This window comes from Amycolatopsis sp. NPDC114478, from assembly GCF_055633805.1.
In genome coordinates, this window is sequence record NZ_JBVKDO010000004.1 from 237,158 (window position 1) to 254,533 (window position 17,376).

Here is a 17,376-nt window from a genome sequence, read left to right on the forward strand (position 1 = left end):
CTGGTCACGCGTGGTTTCACCGGCTGAGCACGCCGCTCAGGAAGGCCTCGACGGCGCCCCGGTAGATCTCCGGGGCCTCGTCGTGGGGCAGGTGGGCCGAGCCCGGGACCACCAGGTGTTTCGCGCCCGGCACTCGGTCGGCGACTTCGGCTTGCTGGCCGGCCGGCATCGCCGTGTGCTCGCCCTCGACCAGCAGCAGCGGGCAGCGGATCGCGTCGACGACGTCCCAGTAGTCGCGCCGGCCCCATTCGGCGGCGATGACGTACAGGTCCTCGAGGTCGGCGACCAGGTGAAACCCGTCGGAACGCTCCTCGACGCAGTCGGCGAAGTACTCGCCCGCGTCGCCGAAGAACTCGCGGACGTGGTCGAGCGACTTGAACGGCACCGGCCAGCTCTCGAAGTACCCGCGCCACGTCTCGACGGTCCGGCCGCGCTGGTCCGGCGCGAAGTCCTCGGACACGACCGCACGCACCAGCTCCGGGTACTTCGCGGCGGTCGTCCACGCGTGCAGGCCGCCCATCGAGTGCCCGATGAGCACGGCCGGCCCGGCGTCGAGGGTCCGCAGCGCGGCGGCGACGTCATCGGTGAACCGCTCGGTCGTCCAGGGCCCGACGCGCGGCGCGCTGCCGTGGCCGCGCGCGTCGAGGGCGTACACCGCGCCGTAGGGCCGGAGCCACTCCGCGACCCGCGACCACGTGCGCGCGCGGCCCATCAGTCCGTGGAGCAGAACGATCGGCACACCGATGCCGCCGAAACAGAGCACGCGGCCACCTAACCACAAAACCGCAGGTGCGGAACGTGACCAAGCGATCGCAATCCATCACCTATGGTGGTGGGTATGCGCCGCCGACTCGCCGCCCTCGCCGTCTGCGCCGCCGTGGTCCTCGCCACGGCGTGCAGCGGTGACGCCGTCACGGCGCCGCCCCCGCCGCCGCCGATGCACCCGGTTCCGGGCGCGGCCGGCGCCGGTGATCCGTATTACCCGGACGACGGCAACGGCGGCTACGACGCCCTCGGCTACCAGGTGGGCGTGACGTACGACCCGCCGAGCGGCCACCTCGACGGCGACACGACGGTCACCGCGAAGGCCACCCAGGACCTCAGCCGGTTCGACCTCGACCTGCGCGGGCTGGACGTCCACAGCGTCGAAGTCGACGGGCAGCCGACGCGCTTCACCCGCGAGAAGGCCTTCGAACTGGTCGTCACGCCGGCGTCGCCGATCCGCGCCGGGACGAACTTCCGCACGCGGGTGCGCTACGGCGGCGACCCGGCGAAGACCCCGCACGACGGCGGCAGCGAGAACGGCTGGCAGCACTCGGCCGACGGCGGCGCGTACATGGTCGGCGAGCCGCACTCGGCCGCATTCTGGTACCCGGTCGACGAAACCCCGCGCGACAAGGCGACCTTCACGCTGACCGCGCACGTCCCGGCCGGCTGGACGGTCATCTCGAACGGCCGCGAAGGCCCGCCGGGGACGTGGACCGAGCCGAACCCGGTCGCGAGCTACCTGACGACGATCGCGATCGGCAAGTTCAGTGTCGACAGGTCGACATTGCCGGACGGCACCCCGGTGGTCTCGGCGTACGCGCCGGGCGCCGAGTCCCGCCGCGCGATCGGCGACCGCCTGCCGGAGGTGCTCGGGTTCCTGAGCAGCAAGTTCGGGCCGTACCCGCAGTCGGCGGCGGGCGGGATCTTCCTGAACGAGGACGTCCGGTTTTCCCTGGAGACGCAGACCCGGCCGACATACGCGAAGTGGGCCGACCTGCCGACGCTGGTGCACGAGAACGCGCACCAGTGGTTCGGCGACTCGGTGTCGTTGGAGAACTGGTCCGACATCTGCCTGAACGAGTGCTTCGCGTCGTACGCGCAGTGGCTGTGGGCCGAGCGCGAGGGCCAGGGCCTCGACGACCGCTACCGCGCGGCGATCGAGATCACCCGCGGCAGCACGGACTTCTGGGCGCAGAAGCTGGTCGGCATGGGCCACGGCCACGAGTTCGAGGGCGTGTACAACAAGGGGATCCTGGCGCTGCACGCGTTGCGAAGGCAGATCGGCGACCCGTCGTTCGACCGCCTCCTGCACGCGTGGCCGGCGCGTTATCGCCACGGAAACGCCTCGTGGGCCGACTTCGAGAAGATGGCTTCGCAGGTGAGCGGGCAGAACCTGAAGCCGTTCTTCGACGAGTGGTTCCGCGGGACGAAGCTCCCCGCGGACGCCGACCTCTTCCCCGGCTCGCTGCGCAGCTGACGTCAGTAGGCTGGGCTCATGAGTGTCGTGAAGATCAACGCGATCGAGGTCCCCGAAGGCGCCGGCCCCGAGCTGGAGAAGCGGTTCGCCGCGCGGATGCACTCCGTCGACCAGCAGCCCGGCTTCCTCGGGTTCGAACTGCTGCGCCCGGTGTCCGGCGAGACGCGCTACTTCGTCTACACGAAGTGGGAGACCGAAGAGGCCTACCAGGCGTGGGCGAAGGGCGGCCCGGCCGCGGCGGCGCACTCGGGCGAGCGCGCCAAGCCCGTGTCCACCGGGGCGAACCTGCTGGAGTTCGAGGTCGTCCTCGGTTCGAAGCCGGGTGAGTGACGCCCTCGAGCGGGCCGCGGAGCTCCTGGACGGCGCCGGCGCGCTGCTGATCTGCGCCGGCGCCGGGATGGGCGTCGACTCCGGGCTGCCGGACTTCCGCGGCGGCGAAGGGTTTTGGCGCGCGTACCCGCCGTACGCCCGGCTCGGGCTGCGGTTCGAGGAGCTGGCCGACCCGCGCCACTTCGCCGACGACCCCGAGCTGGCCTGGGGTTTCTACGGCCACCGGCTCGACCTGTACCGGAAGACCGTGCCGCACGAGGGTTTCCGCCTGCTGCACGGCTTCGCCCCATCCGTGCGCGTCTTCACGTCCAATGTGGACGGCCAGTTCCAGAAGGCGGGCTTCGACAACGTCGCCGAGGCGCACGGCTCGATCCACCACTTGCAATGCCTGAGCCGCTGTTCCGACGACATCTGGGCCGCCGACGTCGACGTCGAGATCGACCCCGAAACCATGCGGGCCGTGCCGCCGCTGCCGTCGTGCCCGCGGTGCGGCGGGCTCGCGCGGCCCAACATCCTGATGTTCGGCGACTTCGACTGGGTCCCGGACCGCAGCCAGGCGCAGCTCGACGAGCTGACGGCGTGGCGCCGGACCGCGCGCGACCTCGTGGTCGTCGAGCTGGGCGCGGGCCAGGCGGTCCCGACGGTCCGCCGCTACAGCGAACTGGCGAGCGCGGCGACCGGCGCGCTGATCCGCGTCAACCCGCGCGAGCCGGAGATCCGCCACGGCCGGGGTGTCTCGATCGCGGCCGGGGCGTTGGAAACGCTCACCGCACTGGCCGCAGCCACAGGTCGCGGTTCCCCGCGAGCATGACCCGGCCGTCGGCCAGCGTCGTCGCCACCCGCACCGGCCACTCCGCGCAGCCCAGCTCGCCGCGCTGCCAGCCCTGACCGTCCCGCACCAGCACGGCCGAGCAGGAGCGCGGACGCTGGGTGCCCCGGTTCGGGTCGATCGTCCGCGTGGCCAGCACGAGGTTGCCGCGCCCGTCCGGCGCGCCCGCCACGACACCGCCGGGTCCGGGTATGTCCACTGTGGACCAACTGCCCGGCGACCGGCAGGATCCCGTACACCAGCGTTTCGTCCGACGGCGTCGCCAGCTCCGACACCGTCCAGCTGCCGCCGCCGTCGTGCGAAGCCCACAGCTGCAACCCCGGGTTCGAATAGCCGGCCGCGAGCAGCTCCGACCCGGCGGCCGCCACCGACGACGGCCCGTTCGCCCCGGTCACGCCCTCGGCGAGCGGCATCACGACCGTGCGTTCCGTCTTGCCCCCGTCGTCCGACACCCAGGCCACCGGCCGGGTCGTCCGCCCGTCCAGGAACGCCGTCCCGACCGCCACCAGGCCGGCGCCCGAACGCGCCAGCGCCCGGACGTCACGCCGGCCGCGCAGCTCGCCGAGCTCGGTCACGGTGCCGCCGGGAGGCCGCCGCCGATCGGGCCGATCCGCAACGACGTGCAGTCCGCGGCGCCGGTCCAGTTCGCGCTGAGCATGCGGTTGCCGGTCGCGTAGTCGCCGATGCCGAGCACGCAGCTCTTCAGCGGGACCAAGGCGTTCAGCCCGCCGGTCGTGGGGATCCAGTCGGTGTCGGACGGGAACTCCACCGCACCCGCGTGCGCGGTGAAGCCGAGCGCGCTCTTCGGGCCGTCGTCCGCCGGAGCCGCCTCGGGCTGCCCGCAGGCGGAGGCCACCAGGACGAGGGCGAGCACGAGTCTTCGCATACCGGTCAGCGTGCCAGGGACGACGTCACGGCAGGCGCACTTCGGCGAACACCGCCCGGTGGTCGCTGCCCGCGACGTCGAACACGCGGTAGTCCTGGACCGCCGCCCGGTTGTCGACCACCACGTGGTCGATCGTCACCACCGGGGACGACGACGGCCACGTCGGCGTCAGCCCCGACCCGCGCTCCTCCGCCGCGTCGTTGTAGCCGCGGGAGAGCACCGTCCGGAACGCCGCGTGGTCGAGCGTCGCGTTGAAGTCGCCCGCCAGGATGCGCAGGCCGTGTTCGCCCGCCGCGCGCGAGAGGTCCTTGATCTCGCGCTCCCACTGCGGGGTGTCGACGTCCGGGGAGATCGGGTGGACGGCGACGATCTCCGCCACCACGCCGTCGCCGAGGTCGGCCTGCGCGCCCGGCTGCTTGGCCGCCGAATCACCCGTCAGGTTGACCTCCGTCAGCGGGAAGCGCGACACGATCCCGGAGCCGAACGCGCCCGCCGCCGGGTGCAGCACCCGGTGCGGCAGCAGCTGGAACAGCCCGGCCGCGGTCAGGCCGTCGATCGCGCGGGGCGTCAGCTCGACCAGGTTCAGCACGTCGATCCGCTGCTCGCGCACCAGGTCGACGACGGCTTTCGGGTCCGCCTGGCCGTACAAGAGGTTCGACGCGAGCACGCGCAGTGTCTTGCCGTGCACTTCGCGCTGGTCGCTCGCCGACAGCCGCGGCACGACCAGAACGGCCAAGGCGACCGCCAGCACCAGCGCGACCCCGCCGATCCACCAGCGCCGCAAGGCCAGCGCCAGGCCGCCGAGCAGCAGGCCCGCGGCCGCCGCGAACGGCGTCAGCGCCAGCGCGACGAGGGTGTACCAGTCGCCGTCGAAGCCGATCAGGCGCAGCGCGGCCACTCCGGCCAGCAGCACCAGCGGCACCACCAACAAGGCCGTGACCAGCGGGTTCTTCCGCCGGACGCGCGTCTCTTCCGCAACCGTCATGGTGCCGAGTATGCCGAGCCCACCGCCGGCCGGCCCGGGGGCCGACAACTCCTCCACAAGATCTCCACCAGCGGCTGCCAGCCGCTGCCAGCGCGCTGTGCGCGTGCTGCCAGCGCGTCCGGTCACAGTGTCCTCAGAACGCGACAGCGAAGGAGGACGCCCATGTCGCACGCGATCCAGGCCGAGGGCCTGGTCAAACACTTCGGGGACACCAAGGCGCTGGACGGGGTGGACCTCGAGGTCCCGTTCGGGCAGGTCGTCGGGGTACTCGGCCCGAACGGCGCCGGCAAGACGACCGCCGTCCGGATCCTGGCCACCCTGATGAAACCGGACGCCGGCAGAGCCACCGTCGGCGGCTTCGACGTCGTCACCGACCCGGTGCGGGTCCGCAGCCTGATCGGGCTCACCGGGCAGTACGCGTCGGTCGACGAGGACCTCAACGGCATCGAAAACCTCGTCCTCATCGGACGGCTGTACGGCCACTCCCGCGCCCAGTCCAAAGCCCGCGCCACCGAGCTGCTCGAGCGGTTCGAGCTCACCAAGGCGGCCAAGCGGCCGATCCGGACCTACTCCGGCGGCATGCGACGGCGGATCGACCTGGCCGCCAGCCTCGTCGGCCGGCCCGAGGTGCTCTACCTCGACGAGCCGACGACCGGCCTCGACCCGCACGCCCGCAACGAGGTCTGGGACGTCGTCCGCGGCCTCGTCGCCGAGGGCGCGACGGTGCTGCTGACCACGCAATACCTGGAGGAGGCCGACCAGCTGGCCGACAAGATCACCGTGTTCGACCACGGCCGCGTCGTCGCCGACGGCCGCGCCGACGAGCTCAAGCGCCGCGTCGGCGGCCAGACGCTGCAGGTCCGGCCGACCCAGCTGGCCGACATGGACGCCGTCAACCGGATCCTGGGCGACCTGTCCGGCGTTCGGCCGACCCGCGACGACGCGACGGGACTGCTCACCGCACCGGTGAACGACCCCGTCCTGCTGTCCACTTTGGTCCGCAAGCTGGACGAAGCCGGCATCACCGCCGACGAGCTGGCGCTGCGGCTGCCCAGCCTCGACGAGGTGTTCCTCGCCCTCACCGGGCACACCGCCGAAGAGTCCATTGCGGACAAGACCCTCGAAGGGAGCCTGGCATGACGACGCTGGCGCTCGACCGCCCGGCCCCGCCGCGGCACATCAGTCCCGCCAAGGGCTTCGGCCACGCGCTTTCCCTCGCGTGGCGCGGCATTCTGAAGATCCGCAAGAACCCCGAGCAGCTCGCCGACGTCACCCTGATGCCGATCATCTTCCTGGTGATCTTCGTGTACCTCTTCGGCGGCGCGCTGTCCGGTTCGACCGACGCCTACCTGCAGATGGTCGTGCCGGGCATCATCGTGATGAACATCCTGCAGGCGTGCCTCACCGTGGGGACCAACCTCAACACCGACGTCACCAAGGGCGTCTTCGACCGGTTCCGCAGCATGCCGATCGCCCGGTCGGCACCGCTGATCGGCGCGGTGCTGGCCGACGTCGTGCGCTACCTGGTCTGCCTGACGGTGCTGATGATCGTCGCGACGCTCATGGGCTACCGGATCGCGACCAGCCCCGGCGAGTTCGCCGTGGCGATCCTGCTCGCGCTGGCGTTCGGGCTCTGCTTCTGCTGGAGCTCGGTGTTCGTCGGCATGGTGATGAAGTCGCCGGGTTCGGCGCAGGCGCTGATGTTCGTCTTCATCATGCCGCTCACGTTCGGCAGCAACGTGTTCGTCCAGACGTCGACGATGCCGGGCTGGCTGCGGGCGTGGGCCGACATCAGCCCGGTCAGCCTGATGGCGAACGCGCTGCGCGGCCTGATGAACGGCGGCGCGGTCGCCGGCCCGCTGGCCGGGGCGCTGGCCTGGATGGCCGGCGCGGTGCTCGTGTTCTTCCCGCTGGCCACTTGGGCGTACCGCCGGCGGGTCTGAAAGGCGCGCGACACGGGGGTGAACCGCGCCAGGGGGAGCTGAAGGGGACGTTCGCGGGGGCGAGCGTCCCCTTCAGCCGATTTCGGCCAGGAGCCACGCGATCGTGTCCTTTTTGGACACAGCGCGGAGCTCTTCGTAGCGCGAGTCGTAGTCCGGCAGGGCCGCGCGCAAGTCGTCGATGAGGCCCCGGACCTCCGGGCTGCCGAGGTCGATCCGCCCGCGGACCACCGCCGAGGCGGCCAGCACCCGCAGGGCCGTTTCGGGGCGGCCTTGCGCGAAGCGCACCATCGCCAGCAGCTCCACCGCCCCGGCCAGGTCCGGCATGTCACCACGGCGGTTCGTCGCGCGGACCGCGACGGCCACGTGGGACTCGGCCTCGTCCGCGCGGCCCTCGGCCAGCAGGATCCGGGCTTCGAACGCGTGGATGAACTCGTCGCCGATCCCGCCGGGGAACCAGTCGTCGCCGCCCAGCGCGGCCACGCGGTCGAGCACCGTCCGCGCTTCGGCCAGCTCACCGGTGCGCAAGAGCAGCTCGAGGCGCCCGAACATCAGAATGGCGCGCTGCTGCGGGTTCGTGATGCCTTCGCCGTAGCGCTCCGCCGCTTCCTGGTCGCGCCACGCGCCGGCGAAGTCCCCGGTCCTAGCCCGCTCGACGGCCAGCCGCCACCAGTGCTGCACGGCGTCGTCGTGCGAACGCAGCTCCATCGAGAGCGCCAGGCCCTGCTGATAGATCTCGATGGCCTTCGCGCTTTCGCCGTCCTGGGACAGCGCGTAACCCTTGAAGCTCAACGTCATCGCGGTGCCCCAGCGGTCGCCGACCTCCGCGAACCCCGCGTGGGCCAGGTCGCGCGCCCGGTCCGCGCCCTCGACGTCCCCCGCGTCGTCGAGCAGGAAGCTCTCGACCCAGTGGCCGCCGGCCCGCGTCCACGGGTCGGGGTGCCGCGCGGCCCGGTGCACTTCCCGCACGGCGATCTCGCGGTCGCCGCCGAGGAAGGCCAGCATCGGCAGCGCCACCGCGAGCCCGGGGTAGCGGTCCACGGCGTTCGTGCGCACGCACTCGTCGACCAGCCGCAGGATCTCGGCCTGGTCCGAGCGCACCGGGATCGCGTCCATGAGGTAGATCAGCGCGTGGTAGGCGGCCGACACCGCCGGCGGCAGCCGGTCGCCGAACTCGAGGGTCTCGCGCAGCAGGCTGCCGACCCGCCCGCCCTGGCCGAGGATGGTGAGGTACCAGAACATCCCGTCCAGCAAGGCGACCGCGTTGTCCACATCGGACATTTCGATCGCCCCGCGCAGGGCCGCGATCATGTTGTCGCTCTCGGCCTCGAACGCGTCGATCGCCTTCAGCTGCTCGGCCGTGCGCAGCGTCGGCTCCATCCCCTGCGCGAGGTCGGCGTAGTACGACGCCATGGTCCGGCGCGTCCGGTCGTGCTCGCCCGACTCGACCAGCCGCTCGGTGGCGTACTCGCGCAGCGTCTCGAGCATCCGGTACCGCGGCTCGCCGCGGCCGCCGTCCACGGTGTCCACAATGGACTTCTCGACCAGGCTGCCGAGGACGTACGGAACGTCGGCGGCGGACAGCCGCTCGTCCGCGCAGACGGCCTCGATCGGCTCCAGCTCGGCACCGCCGGCGAACACCGCGAGCCGCCGGGCCAGCACCAGCTCGGCCTCGGTCAGCAGGTCCCAGCTCCACTCGACGACCGCGCGCAGCGTCCGCTGCCGCGGCAGCGCCGTGCGGCTGCCCGAGGTGAGCAGCCGGAACCGGTCGCCGAGCCGCCCGGCGATCTGCGCCACCGTCATCGACCGCAGCCGCGCCGCGGCCAGCTCCAGCGCGAGCGGCATCCCGTCGAGCCGGCGGCAGATCTCGCCGACGTGGTCCACAGTGGACTCGTCGAGCACGAAGTCGGGGCGGACGGCGCCCGCGCGGTCGAGGAACAGCCGCGTCGAGTCGAGCTCGGCGGCCTCCGCGGGCGCGGCGCGCTCCGCGGGCACCGGCAGCGGGCCGAGCGGGCAAAGGGCCTCCCCGGTGATCGCGAGGGGCTCGCGGCTGGTGGCCAGGATCCGCAGCCGCGGCGCCCGCTGCAGCAGCTCGTCGGCCAGCCGGGCGGCGGCGTCGACGACGTGCTCGCAGTTGTCCAGCACCAGCAGCGCTTCCGCGCCGCCGAGCACCTCGAGGGCCTGCTCGACCGGCTCCAGCGGCCGGCGGATCTCGGTGTCGGCGCTGCGGATGTCCCGGATCTCCAGCGCGCCGAGCAGCGCGCCGCCGAGGTCGTCGGGGTCGCGCACGCCGGCCAGCGCGGCGAACCAGACCCGGCCCTGCTGGTGCGCCGGGTGCCGGGACGCCGCTTCGGTGGACAGCCGCGTCTTGCCCGCTCCGCCGGGCCCGGTCAGGGTGACCAGCCGGGCGCTGCCGAGCAGCTCGGCCAGCAGCTTGAGCTCGTCGTCGCGGCCGATGAACGTGGTGAGCCGGGTCGGCAGCCGATCGGTCACCGGCGACGGCGGCGCGAACTCGCCGCGCAGCGCGGCCAGGTGGATCTCCTGCAGCTCGGCCGACGGGTCGACGCCGAGCTGGTCGGCCAGCGTGCGGCGGATGCCGGAGTAGACGCCCAGCGCCTCCGACTGCCGCCCGGCCGCGCAGAGCGCGCGGATCCGCAGCCCGGCCAGCCGTTCGCGCAGCGGATCGGCGTCGGCCGCGGCGGCCAGGTCGGCGAGGACGCCGGCGTGCTCGCCCAGCCGGATCAAGGCGTCGAAGCGGTCTTCGGCCGCCTCGGCGCGCAGCTCGGTGAGCCGGCGGGCGGGGGCCGGCGCGAACGGCGCGTCGAGGACGTCGGCGAGCGCGCCGCCCTGCCACAGCGCGAGGGCCTCGGCGAGCAGCTCGGCCGCGTGGGCGTTCCGGCCCGCGGCCAGCTCGCGGCGGCCGTCGGCGGCGAGCCGTTCGAAGCGCTCGGCGTCGACGTCTTCGCGGGCCACGGCGAGCCGGTAGCCGCCGGGCCCGGACTCGACCGCCACCGGCAAGGCTTTGCGCAGCCGTGAAACCAGCGACTGCAGGGCGTTGGCGGCGTCGGCGGGCGGTTCGCCACCCCAGAGGCCGTCGACGAGCGCGTCGGCCGGGACGGCGCGCCCGGCGTCCAGCGCGAGCCGGGCCAGGAGCATGCGGAGGCGAGCGCCGCCGATGTCGATCGGCGTGCCGTCGTCGTTCACCGCTCTCAGCGGCCCCAGCAGCGCAACGCGCATGCGTCCAGCTTTCCAGACGAAGGCCGGGCAGCGGGGCGGGCCGACGGAAGTGCTGATTATCCGGACAAAAGCGACTTACCCCTTCGAACCATGCAATCGTGGCGATACGTTGCGGACGAGGTCCATCCGATAGGGACAGGAGCGTTCATGAGGGGAACGAAACCGGCCGTGGTCGCGGCCGCCGTGGTCGCCAGCCTGTGCTTGGGCACCGGCGTCGCCGCGGCGGGCGACGGCTGGGGTCCGGCGCAGCCCGGCAGCGACGGCGCCGGGGACAGCTACTACCCGCAGGACGGCAACGGCGGCTACGACGTCGCCGACTACGACCTCAAGGTCGGCTACGACCCCGCGTCGCACCAGCTCACCGGCGACCAGGACATCACCGCGCGCGCGACCCAGTCGCTCAGCTCGTTCAACCTGGACCTGCGCGGCCTGACCGTCGACTCGGTGAAGGTCGACGGGCGGACCGCGCGGTTCACCCGGACCGGCGACCACGAGCTCGTCATCACGCCGGCGCGGAGCCTGCGGCGGGGCCAGGACTTCCGGGTCGAGATCGGCTACCACGGCGTGCCCGCGCCGATCAGCGACCCGGCGCTCGGCAACAACGGCTGGCAGTACGCCCAGGCGGGCGGCGCGTTCGTCGCCGGCGAGCCGAAATCGGCGACGACCTGGTACCCGGTCAACGACACCCCGCTCGACAAGGCCACGTTCCACCTCGCGATCACCGTGCCCGACGAGTGGGGCGTGATCGCCAACGGCCGCGAGAAGCCGTCGGTCAAGGCGCCAGGCGGCACCACGCACGTCTGGGCCGAGGAAACGCCGATCGTGCCGTACATGACGACGGTCGCGATCGACAAGTGGACCTTCGACCGGCAGAAGCGCAAGGACGGGACGCCGGTCGTCAGCGCGTTCGCCCCCGGCGTCCCCGACTCGACGAAGCAGGCCGAAGCGCGGCTGCCGGAGATCCTCGACTTCCTCGAGTCGAAGTTCGGCAAGTACCCGATCGACGCGGCGGGCGGCATCTTCCTCAACGAGCAGATCGGCTTCTCGCTGGAGACGATGAGCCGGCCGATCTACTCCGCGGGCTGGGCCGGCACGGTCCCGACGATCGTCCACGAGAACGCCCACCAGTGGTACGGCGACTCGGTGGCCGTGGCGCACTGGCGGGACGTCTGCCTGAACGAGTGCTTCGCGTCCTACGCGACGTGGCTCTGGGACGAGGGCAAGGAAGGCGTCGACCTGAACAAGCAGTACGCGGACGACGTCAAGAAGGCGTCGACGACGTTCTGGAACGGCAAGCTGTACGACATGGGCGCCGGCAAGGAGTTCACGTACGTGTACTCCAAGGGCCCGATGATGCTGCACGCGCTGCGCAACTACGTCGGTGAGCAGGCGTTCTCCCGGGTCCTGAAGACCTGGCCGTCGCTGCACCGCGACGGGAACGCGAGCATGCAGGAGTTCCAGCGGTACACCGAGCTCGTCGCGCACAAGAACCTGCAGGGGTTCTTCGACGCGTGGGTGTACGGCACCGGCAAGCCGGCCGACCAGTACCTCTTTCCCGGTGGGCTGAAGCCCGCCGCTTGATCCGATGTCCGTGAAGGCCACCCCGCGGTCGTAGGGTGGCCTTCACGGCGTTTCGGAGGTGGGTATGGCCAGGGTGCTGATGACGGGGTTCGCGCCGTTCGGCGGCGAGCCGGTGAACCCGTCCTGGCAAGCGGTTTCACTGCTCGGCGCGCGCCGGGACGACATCGCGGCGGTCGAGCTGCCGTGCGAGTTCGCCGCGTCGCTGCCCGCGTTGCGCGCGGCTTTCCTCGAGCACCGGCCGTCGCTGGTGGTGTGCGTCGGGCAGGCGGGCGGCCGGTTCGAGGTGACCCCGGAGCGCGTCGCGATCAACCTGGTCGACGCCCGCATCCCGGACAACGCGGGCGAGCAGCCGGTGGACGTCCCGGTGGTCCCGGACGGCCCGGCGGCGTACTTCACGACGCTGCCGGTGAAGGCGTGCGTGGCGTCGATCCGCGCGGCGGGCGTGCCGGCGTCGGTGTCCCACACGGCGGGGACGTACGTGTGCAACCAGGTTTTCTACGGGCTGATGCACCTGCTGGCGGAGTTCCCGGGGGTGCGCGGCGGGTTCGTGCACGTCCCGTTCAGCCCGGAGCAGGTCGCGGCGTCGGGGAAGGCCGCGCCTTCGCTGGGCGTGGACCGGATCGCGGCCGCGCTGGAAGCGTTGGCGGACACGGCATCGGCCACGGTCGAGGACATCGCGGTCAGCGCGGGCGCGGAACACTGACGACCGGGTCAGGCCGGCTTGACCTCACGGGTGAAGGCGGCGATCAGCTCGTCGAGGTGGCTGGGGTGGTCCGGCACGTAGGACGCGACCGCCCGCTGCCCGTCCACGCCGAAGGCCACCATCGACAATTTCTTGCCGGCGCTGGCGACGTACTGGCCGTGCAGCCCGCCGCCGTCCCAGGCGCCGCGGCCGACGGCGCTGTCGGGAGACGGCAGGTTCACGTTCACCTCGAACTCTTCGAGGGTCACGCCCTGGTAGTAGCCGACGATGCCACCCGCGAACTCGCACATGACCGTGGCCTGGAGACGCAGCAGCTGGGCCATGTGGTCGTTTTCCCGGCAGGTGCCCCGGTCCGGGACCGAGCCGGCCAGTGAGCGCAGGCACGGGGTGAACCCGGCCCGGTCGCGGTGCGCCGTCGACGTGCAGTCCGGCGCGGCCTGCGCGGATCCGGCGCGGATGACGAACACGACGACGGTGCCCACGACCGCCGCGACCACCAGCACGACGAGCGCGAGGAACCACGGTCTGCGCCTCCGGCGAGGCGGCGGTGCCGGGTCCGACGGCGGTGGCGCGGGCCGGGCGGGTTGCTGCTGCCACGGCTGGGGCCGCGGCGGCGCCACGGGCGGGCGAACCGGCGCGAAGGCGGGCACGGTGAGGTCGGAGTTGCCCAGCGGCACGTGGTGCAGCCCGAACGCGACGGCCGTCTCGGGCTGGTCCTGCGTGGTCGGCGTGACGCCGAGCTGACGCGCTAGCAGCGTGGCCAGCAGCGGCATCCGGCTCGGGCCGCCGACGAGGTAGACGCCGGCGAGCTGCGCGGGGCTCAGCCCGGCCCGGCGGATCGTCGCGCCGAGCAGTTCGGCGCTGCGGAGCAGGCTGGGCCGCACGAGCGCTTCGAGCTCGTCCCGGCTGACCAGGACGTCCCCGAACGGCTCGGGCATCGGCACGTGGGTCTGGGTGTGCCGCGAGAGGCTTTCCTTGGCGTCGCGGACATCCTGCAGCAGCGCGCGCCGGGTGCGGCGGTCGGCGGTGGACTGCGGACGGAGGAGCCGTTGCCACTGCGCGGGATCGGCGTGCGAGACCGACCGTCCGATGTGGACGAGCAGCGCCTGGTCGATGTCGAGGCTGCCGAGATCGGGCAGGCCGTCCTCGGCGAGCACGGCGAAGCCCTGCTGCGTCGCCCCGACGACGGCGCAGTCGAAGGTGCCGGCACCGAGGTCGTAGACGCCGATGGGCCCGGAGTACCGGTGACCGATGCTGGCGTAGTGCGCGGCGGCCGCCACGGGTTCCGGGATCAGCCGCACATCGCCGAGCCCGGCCTTGGCGGCGGCGGTCCGGACGACGTCCTGCCGGGTGGCACCCCAGCCGGCGGGGTGCGAGATCCGCGTCTCGCCCGGCGGGTGGCCCAGCTGCCGCACGGCTTCCTCACCCATCCGCCGCAGGACGGCGGCGAAGGCATCGGTGATTTCGACGGTGGTGCCGCCGAGGTCCAGGGTGCCTTCATCGATGCGCCGCTTGGGATTGGGTTCGAAGCGGCTGGGATCGAGCCGCGCCCGCCGTTCGGCATCCTGCCCGACGATCAGGAGGCCGTCATCGTTGACGAAGACGGCGGAGGACATGGTGACGGACCCGTCGACTTCGATGGCCCGCGGACCGCGCCCGAGGGCGGAGAGGACCCCGACGGTGCTGGAAGTCCCGAAGTCGATCGACAGCACGTCCACAGCGGTTCCCCTCCCAAGCCCCGCGGGCATCGTCTCATGCGCCCGGAGCGGGAAAGCCGAAAGGCGGCTCCCCTTCCGGGGAACCGCCCTCCTGACGTACCGCTCAGCCGATCACTCGCTTTCGGCTTCGCCGCCCTGCTCTTCGTGGCCCGCGCCGATGCTGACCGGCGGGGCGTCCGGGACCGACGACGGCTTGCGCTCACCGCGGAAGGTGAACCGGGCCTGGTCGTCCTTGTCCTCGGGGTTGCCGCTCCAGCCCTCGACGTCGACCAGGATGATCTGGCCGGGCTCGACCTCGCCGAAGAGGATCTTCTCCGACAGCTGGTCCTCGATCTCGCGCTGGATCGTGCGGCGCAGCGGCCGCGCACCCAGCACCGGGTCGAAGCCGCGCTTGGCCAGCAGCGCCTTCGCCTTGGCCGTCAGCTCGAGCTCCATGTCCTTCGCGCGCAGCTGCGTCTCGACGCGGCCGATCATCAGGTCGACCATCATGATGATCTGTTCCTGCGTCAGCTGGTGGAACACGATGATGTCATCGATCCGGTTCAGGAACTCCGGGCGGAAATGCTTCTTCATTTCCTCGTTGACCTTCTGCTTCATCTTCTCGTACCGGGTGCCGGTGTCGTTGGACCCGGCGAACCCGAGCGAGACGGACTTCGAGATGTCCGACGTGCCCAGGTTGGACGTGAAGATGAGGACCGTGTTCTTGAAGTCGACCGTGCGGCCCTGACCGTCGGTCAGGCGGCCGTCCTCCAGCACCTGCAGGAGCGTGTTGTAGATCTCCTGGTGCGCCTTCTCGATCTCGTCGAACAGCACCACCGAGAACGGCTTGCGCCGCACCTTCTCGGTCAGCTGGCCGCCCTCTTCGTAGCCGACGTAGCCCGGAGGGGCACCGAAGAGCCGCGAAGCGGTGTAGCGGTCGTGGAACTCGCCCATGTCGATCTGGATGAGCGCGTCGTCCTCGCCGAACAGGAACGAGGCCAGCGCCTTCGACAGCTCGGTCTTACCGACACCGGACGGGCCGGCGAAGATGAACGAGCCCGACGGGCGCTTCGGGTCCTTCAGACCGGCACGCGTACGGCGGATCGCCTGCGAGACGGCCTTGACCGCGTCCTCCTGGCCGATGATGCGCTTGTGGAGCTCGTCCTCCATGCGCAGCAGCCGGGTGGTCTCCTCCTCGGTCAGCTTGAACACCGGGATGCCGGTCCAGTTGGCCAGCACCTCCGCGATCTGCTCGTCGTCGACCTCGGCGACGACGTCGAGGTCGCCGTCCTTCCACTGCTTCTCCCGCTCGCCCTTCTGGCCGAGGAGGGTCTTCTCCTCGTCACGCAGGCGGGCGGCCCGCTCGAAGTCCTGCGCGTCGATCGCGGACTCCTTGTCGCGGCGGACGTTCGCGATCTTCTCGTCGAACTCGCGCAGGTCCGGCGGCGCGGTCATCCGGCGGATGCGCATCCGGGCGCCGGCCTCGTCGATCAGGTCGATCGCCTTGTCCGGGAGGAACCGGTCGTTGATGTACCGGTCCGCCAGGGTCGCGGCGGCGACCAGCGCCGAGTCGGTGATCGAGACGCGGTGGTGCGCCTCGTACCGGTCGCGCAGGCCCTTGAGGATCTCGATCGTGTGCTCCAGCGACGGCTCGCCGACCTGGATCGGCTGGAACCGGCGCTCGAGGGCGGCGTCCTTCTCGATGTACTTGCGGTACTCCTCGAGCGTGGTCGCGCCGATCGTCTGCAGCTCACCGCGGGCGAGCATCGGCTTCAGGATCGAAGCCGCGTCGATCGCGCCCTCGGCGGCACCCGCCCCGACCAGCGTGTGCAGCTCGTCGATGAACAGGATGATGTCGCCGCGGGTCTTGATCTCCTTGAGCACCTTCTTCAGGCGCTCTTCGAAGTCACCGCGGTAGCGGGAGCCGGCGACCAGGGAGCCCAGGTCCAGCGTGTAGAGCTGCTTGTCCTTGAGCGTCTCGGGCACCTCGCCCTTGACGATGCTCTGCGCGAGGCCCTCGACGACGGCGGTCTTGCCGACGCCGGGCTCGCCGATGAGCACCGGGTTGTTCTTGGTCCGGCGGGACAGCACCTGCATGACCCGCTCGATCTCCTTGCCGCGCCCGATGACCGGGTCGAGCTTGCCCTCGCGGGCCAGCACGGTCATGTTGCGGCCGAACTGGTCCAGGACCAGCGACGACGACGGGGTGCCTTCACCACGGCCGCCGGAACCGGTCTCGGTGGACTCCTTGCCCTGGTAGCCGGACAGCAGCTGGAGCACCTGCTGGCGGACGCGGTTCAGGTCCGCACCGAGCTTGACCAGGACCTGCGCGGCGACGCCTTCGCCCTCGCGGATCAGGCCCAGCAGGATGTGCTCGGTGCCGATGTAGTTGTGGCCGAGCTGCAGCGCTTCGCGCAGCGACAGCTCCAGCACCTTCTTCGCCCGCGGCGTGAACGGGATGTGCCCGCTCGGCGCCTGCTGGCCCTGGCCGATGATCTCTTCGACCTGCTGGCGCACGCCCTCCAGGGCGATGCCCAGCGACTCCAGCGCCTTGGCGGCGACACCCTCACCCTCGTGGATCAGACCCAGGAGGATGTGCTCGGTGCCGATGTAGTTGTGGTTGAGCATCCTGGCCTCTTCTTGAGCCAGGACGACCACCCGCCTCGCGCGGTCGGTGAACCTCTCAAACATGTGCACTCCCTCGACTGCTGCGCCGGCGGCCCGTTTCCATCGTGCTTTCACCGCGATGGATTCAGCACCGTGAGACCACTCTAGTAGCCAACTCGTCGCGCTGGCGTACCACTGGGGCTCTTCGTGGCCTTTTCCGCACCCGGACGTGGGGCCTTCCGGGTGCTCCCATCTTCAGGTTGCCCTGCACCTTTACGTCAACCTCAACGTGCGAGTCCCCACGCGGATTCCGCCGTTCGCGCGGTGTCCGCTCAC

General features: G+C 71.6%; 14 protein-coding genes. 7 read left to right on the forward strand and 7 right to left on the reverse strand.

Translation table 11 applies throughout. The features are described 5' to 3' along the window. Positions 1-16: 16 nt before the first annotated feature. Positions 17-763: an alpha/beta fold hydrolase gene (locus ACZ7OH_RS13780; RefSeq protein ID WP_470281118.1), complete on the reverse strand. Its 747-nt coding sequence runs from the start codon at positions 761-763 to the stop codon at positions 17-19. A 75-nt stretch (positions 764-838) separates the two neighbouring features. Between ACZ7OH_RS13780 and ACZ7OH_RS13785 the strand changes: the two genes are divergently transcribed. From ACZ7OH_RS13785 to ACZ7OH_RS13795, 3 genes are read left to right on the forward strand one after another with little or no spacing between them, the layout of a single operon-like run. Next, entirely contained in the window at positions 839-2,245 is a 1,407-nt protein-coding gene (locus tag ACZ7OH_RS13785) for a M1 family metallopeptidase (RefSeq protein ID WP_470281119.1), read from the forward strand. Between the two features lie 18 nt (positions 2,246-2,263). Beyond that, positions 2,264-2,575, forward strand: a complete 312-nt coding sequence (locus ACZ7OH_RS13790) for an antibiotic biosynthesis monooxygenase family protein (protein WP_364465153.1) — start codon at positions 2,264-2,266, stop codon at positions 2,573-2,575. Beyond that, positions 2,568-3,386: an SIR2 family NAD-dependent protein deacylase gene (locus ACZ7OH_RS13795; protein ID WP_470281120.1), complete on the forward strand. Its 819-nt coding sequence runs from the start codon at positions 2,568-2,570 to the stop codon at positions 3,384-3,386. The genes ACZ7OH_RS13790 and ACZ7OH_RS13795 overlap by 8 nt, the downstream gene beginning before the upstream one ends. On the opposite strand, the gene ACZ7OH_RS13800 is transcribed toward ACZ7OH_RS13795, so the two are convergent. From ACZ7OH_RS13800 to ACZ7OH_RS13810, 3 genes are all read right to left on the reverse strand, one after another. Then, positions 3,340-3,603, reverse strand: a complete 264-nt coding sequence (locus tag ACZ7OH_RS13800) for a hypothetical protein (RefSeq protein WP_470281121.1) — start codon at positions 3,601-3,603, stop codon at positions 3,340-3,342. The genes ACZ7OH_RS13795 and ACZ7OH_RS13800 overlap by 47 nt on opposite strands. Before the next feature lie 372 nt (positions 3,604-3,975). Beyond that, a complete protein-coding gene (locus ACZ7OH_RS13805) occupies positions 3,976-4,290 on the reverse strand; it encodes a hypothetical protein (RefSeq protein WP_470281122.1) in 315 nt (104 codons plus the stop codon). Between the two features lie 25 nt (positions 4,291-4,315). Further along, entirely contained in the window at positions 4,316-5,332 is a 1,017-nt protein-coding gene (locus ACZ7OH_RS13810; protein ID WP_470281123.1) for an endonuclease/exonuclease/phosphatase family protein, read from the reverse strand. Between the two features lie 105 nt (positions 5,333-5,437). Between ACZ7OH_RS13810 and ACZ7OH_RS13815 the strand changes: the two genes are divergently transcribed. Together ACZ7OH_RS13815 and ACZ7OH_RS13820 are read left to right on the forward strand one after the other, a co-directional pair. Further along, positions 5,438-6,415: an ATP-binding cassette domain-containing protein gene (locus ACZ7OH_RS13815; protein ID WP_470281124.1), complete on the forward strand. Its 978-nt coding sequence runs from the start codon at positions 5,438-5,440 to the stop codon at positions 6,413-6,415. Then, positions 6,412-7,218, forward strand: a complete 807-nt coding sequence (locus ACZ7OH_RS13820) for an ABC transporter permease (protein WP_470281125.1) — start codon at positions 6,412-6,414, stop codon at positions 7,216-7,218. Before ACZ7OH_RS13815 ends, ACZ7OH_RS13820 begins: the two co-directional genes overlap by 4 nt. 72 nt (positions 7,219-7,290) lie before the next feature. Here ACZ7OH_RS13820 and ACZ7OH_RS13825 read toward each other — a convergent pair whose 3' ends face one another. Further along, positions 7,291-10,452: an AfsR/SARP family transcriptional regulator gene (locus tag ACZ7OH_RS13825; protein ID WP_470281126.1), complete on the reverse strand. Its 3,162-nt coding sequence runs from the start codon at positions 10,450-10,452 to the stop codon at positions 7,291-7,293. Positions 10,453-10,599: 147 nt separating this feature from the next. Between ACZ7OH_RS13825 and ACZ7OH_RS13830 the strand changes: the two genes are divergently transcribed. Then, positions 10,600-12,033 carry a M1 family metallopeptidase gene (locus ACZ7OH_RS13830; RefSeq protein WP_470281127.1) on the forward strand — a complete coding sequence of 478 codons (1,434 nt, stop codon included), beginning with the start codon at positions 10,600-10,602 and terminating at the stop codon, positions 12,031-12,033. Between the two features lie 64 nt (positions 12,034-12,097). Continuing rightward, positions 12,098-12,736, forward strand: coding sequence for a pyroglutamyl-peptidase I (gene pcp / locus ACZ7OH_RS13835; RefSeq protein ID WP_470281128.1), 639 nt, complete (start codon positions 12,098-12,100; stop codon positions 12,734-12,736). 8 nt (positions 12,737-12,744) lie between these two features. Here the strand turns inward: pcp and ACZ7OH_RS13840 are convergent, their stop codons facing one another. Further along, the gene (locus ACZ7OH_RS13840; protein WP_470281129.1) at positions 12,745-14,454 is read right to left on the reverse strand and encodes an Hsp70 family protein; all 1,710 of its coding nucleotides are present in this window, start codon (positions 14,452-14,454) and stop codon (positions 12,745-12,747) included. 111 nt (positions 14,455-14,565) lie between these two features. Further along, the gene (locus ACZ7OH_RS13845; RefSeq protein WP_400896260.1) at positions 14,566-17,124 is read right to left on the reverse strand and encodes an ATP-dependent Clp protease ATP-binding subunit; all 2,559 of its coding nucleotides are present in this window, start codon (positions 17,122-17,124) and stop codon (positions 14,566-14,568) included. Between the last annotated feature and the right edge of the window lie 252 nt (positions 17,125-17,376).

What these genes read in the sequence shown, in the direction of transcription:
- ACZ7OH_RS13790 (WP_364465153.1), top strand. Translation starts at nt 2,264, where the DNA reads ATGAGTGTCGTGAAGATCAACGCGATCGAGGTCCCCGAAGGCGCCGGC.
- ACZ7OH_RS13825 (WP_470281126.1), bottom strand. Translation starts at nt 10,452, where the DNA reads ATGCGCGTTGCGCTGCTGGGGCCGCTGAGAGCGGTGAACGACGACGGC.
- ACZ7OH_RS13830 (WP_470281127.1), top strand. Translation starts at nt 10,600, where the DNA reads ATGAGGGGAACGAAACCGGCCGTGGTCGCGGCCGCCGTGGTCGCCAGC.
- pcp (WP_470281128.1), top strand. Translation starts at nt 12,098, where the DNA reads ATGGCCAGGGTGCTGATGACGGGGTTCGCGCCGTTCGGCGGCGAGCCG.
- ACZ7OH_RS13845 (WP_400896260.1), bottom strand. Translation starts at nt 17,124, where the DNA reads ATGTTTGAGAGGTTCACCGACCGCGCGAGGCGGGTGGTCGTCCTGGCT.
- ACZ7OH_RS13805 (WP_470281122.1), bottom strand. Translation starts at nt 4,290, where the DNA reads ATGCGAAGACTCGTGCTCGCCCTCGTCCTGGTGGCCTCCGCCTGCGGG.
- ACZ7OH_RS13820 (WP_470281125.1), top strand. Translation starts at nt 6,412, where the DNA reads ATGACGACGCTGGCGCTCGACCGCCCGGCCCCGCCGCGGCACATCAGT.
- ACZ7OH_RS13785 (WP_470281119.1), top strand. Translation starts at nt 839, where the DNA reads ATGCGCCGCCGACTCGCCGCCCTCGCCGTCTGCGCCGCCGTGGTCCTC.
- ACZ7OH_RS13815 (WP_470281124.1), top strand. Translation starts at nt 5,438, where the DNA reads ATGTCGCACGCGATCCAGGCCGAGGGCCTGGTCAAACACTTCGGGGAC.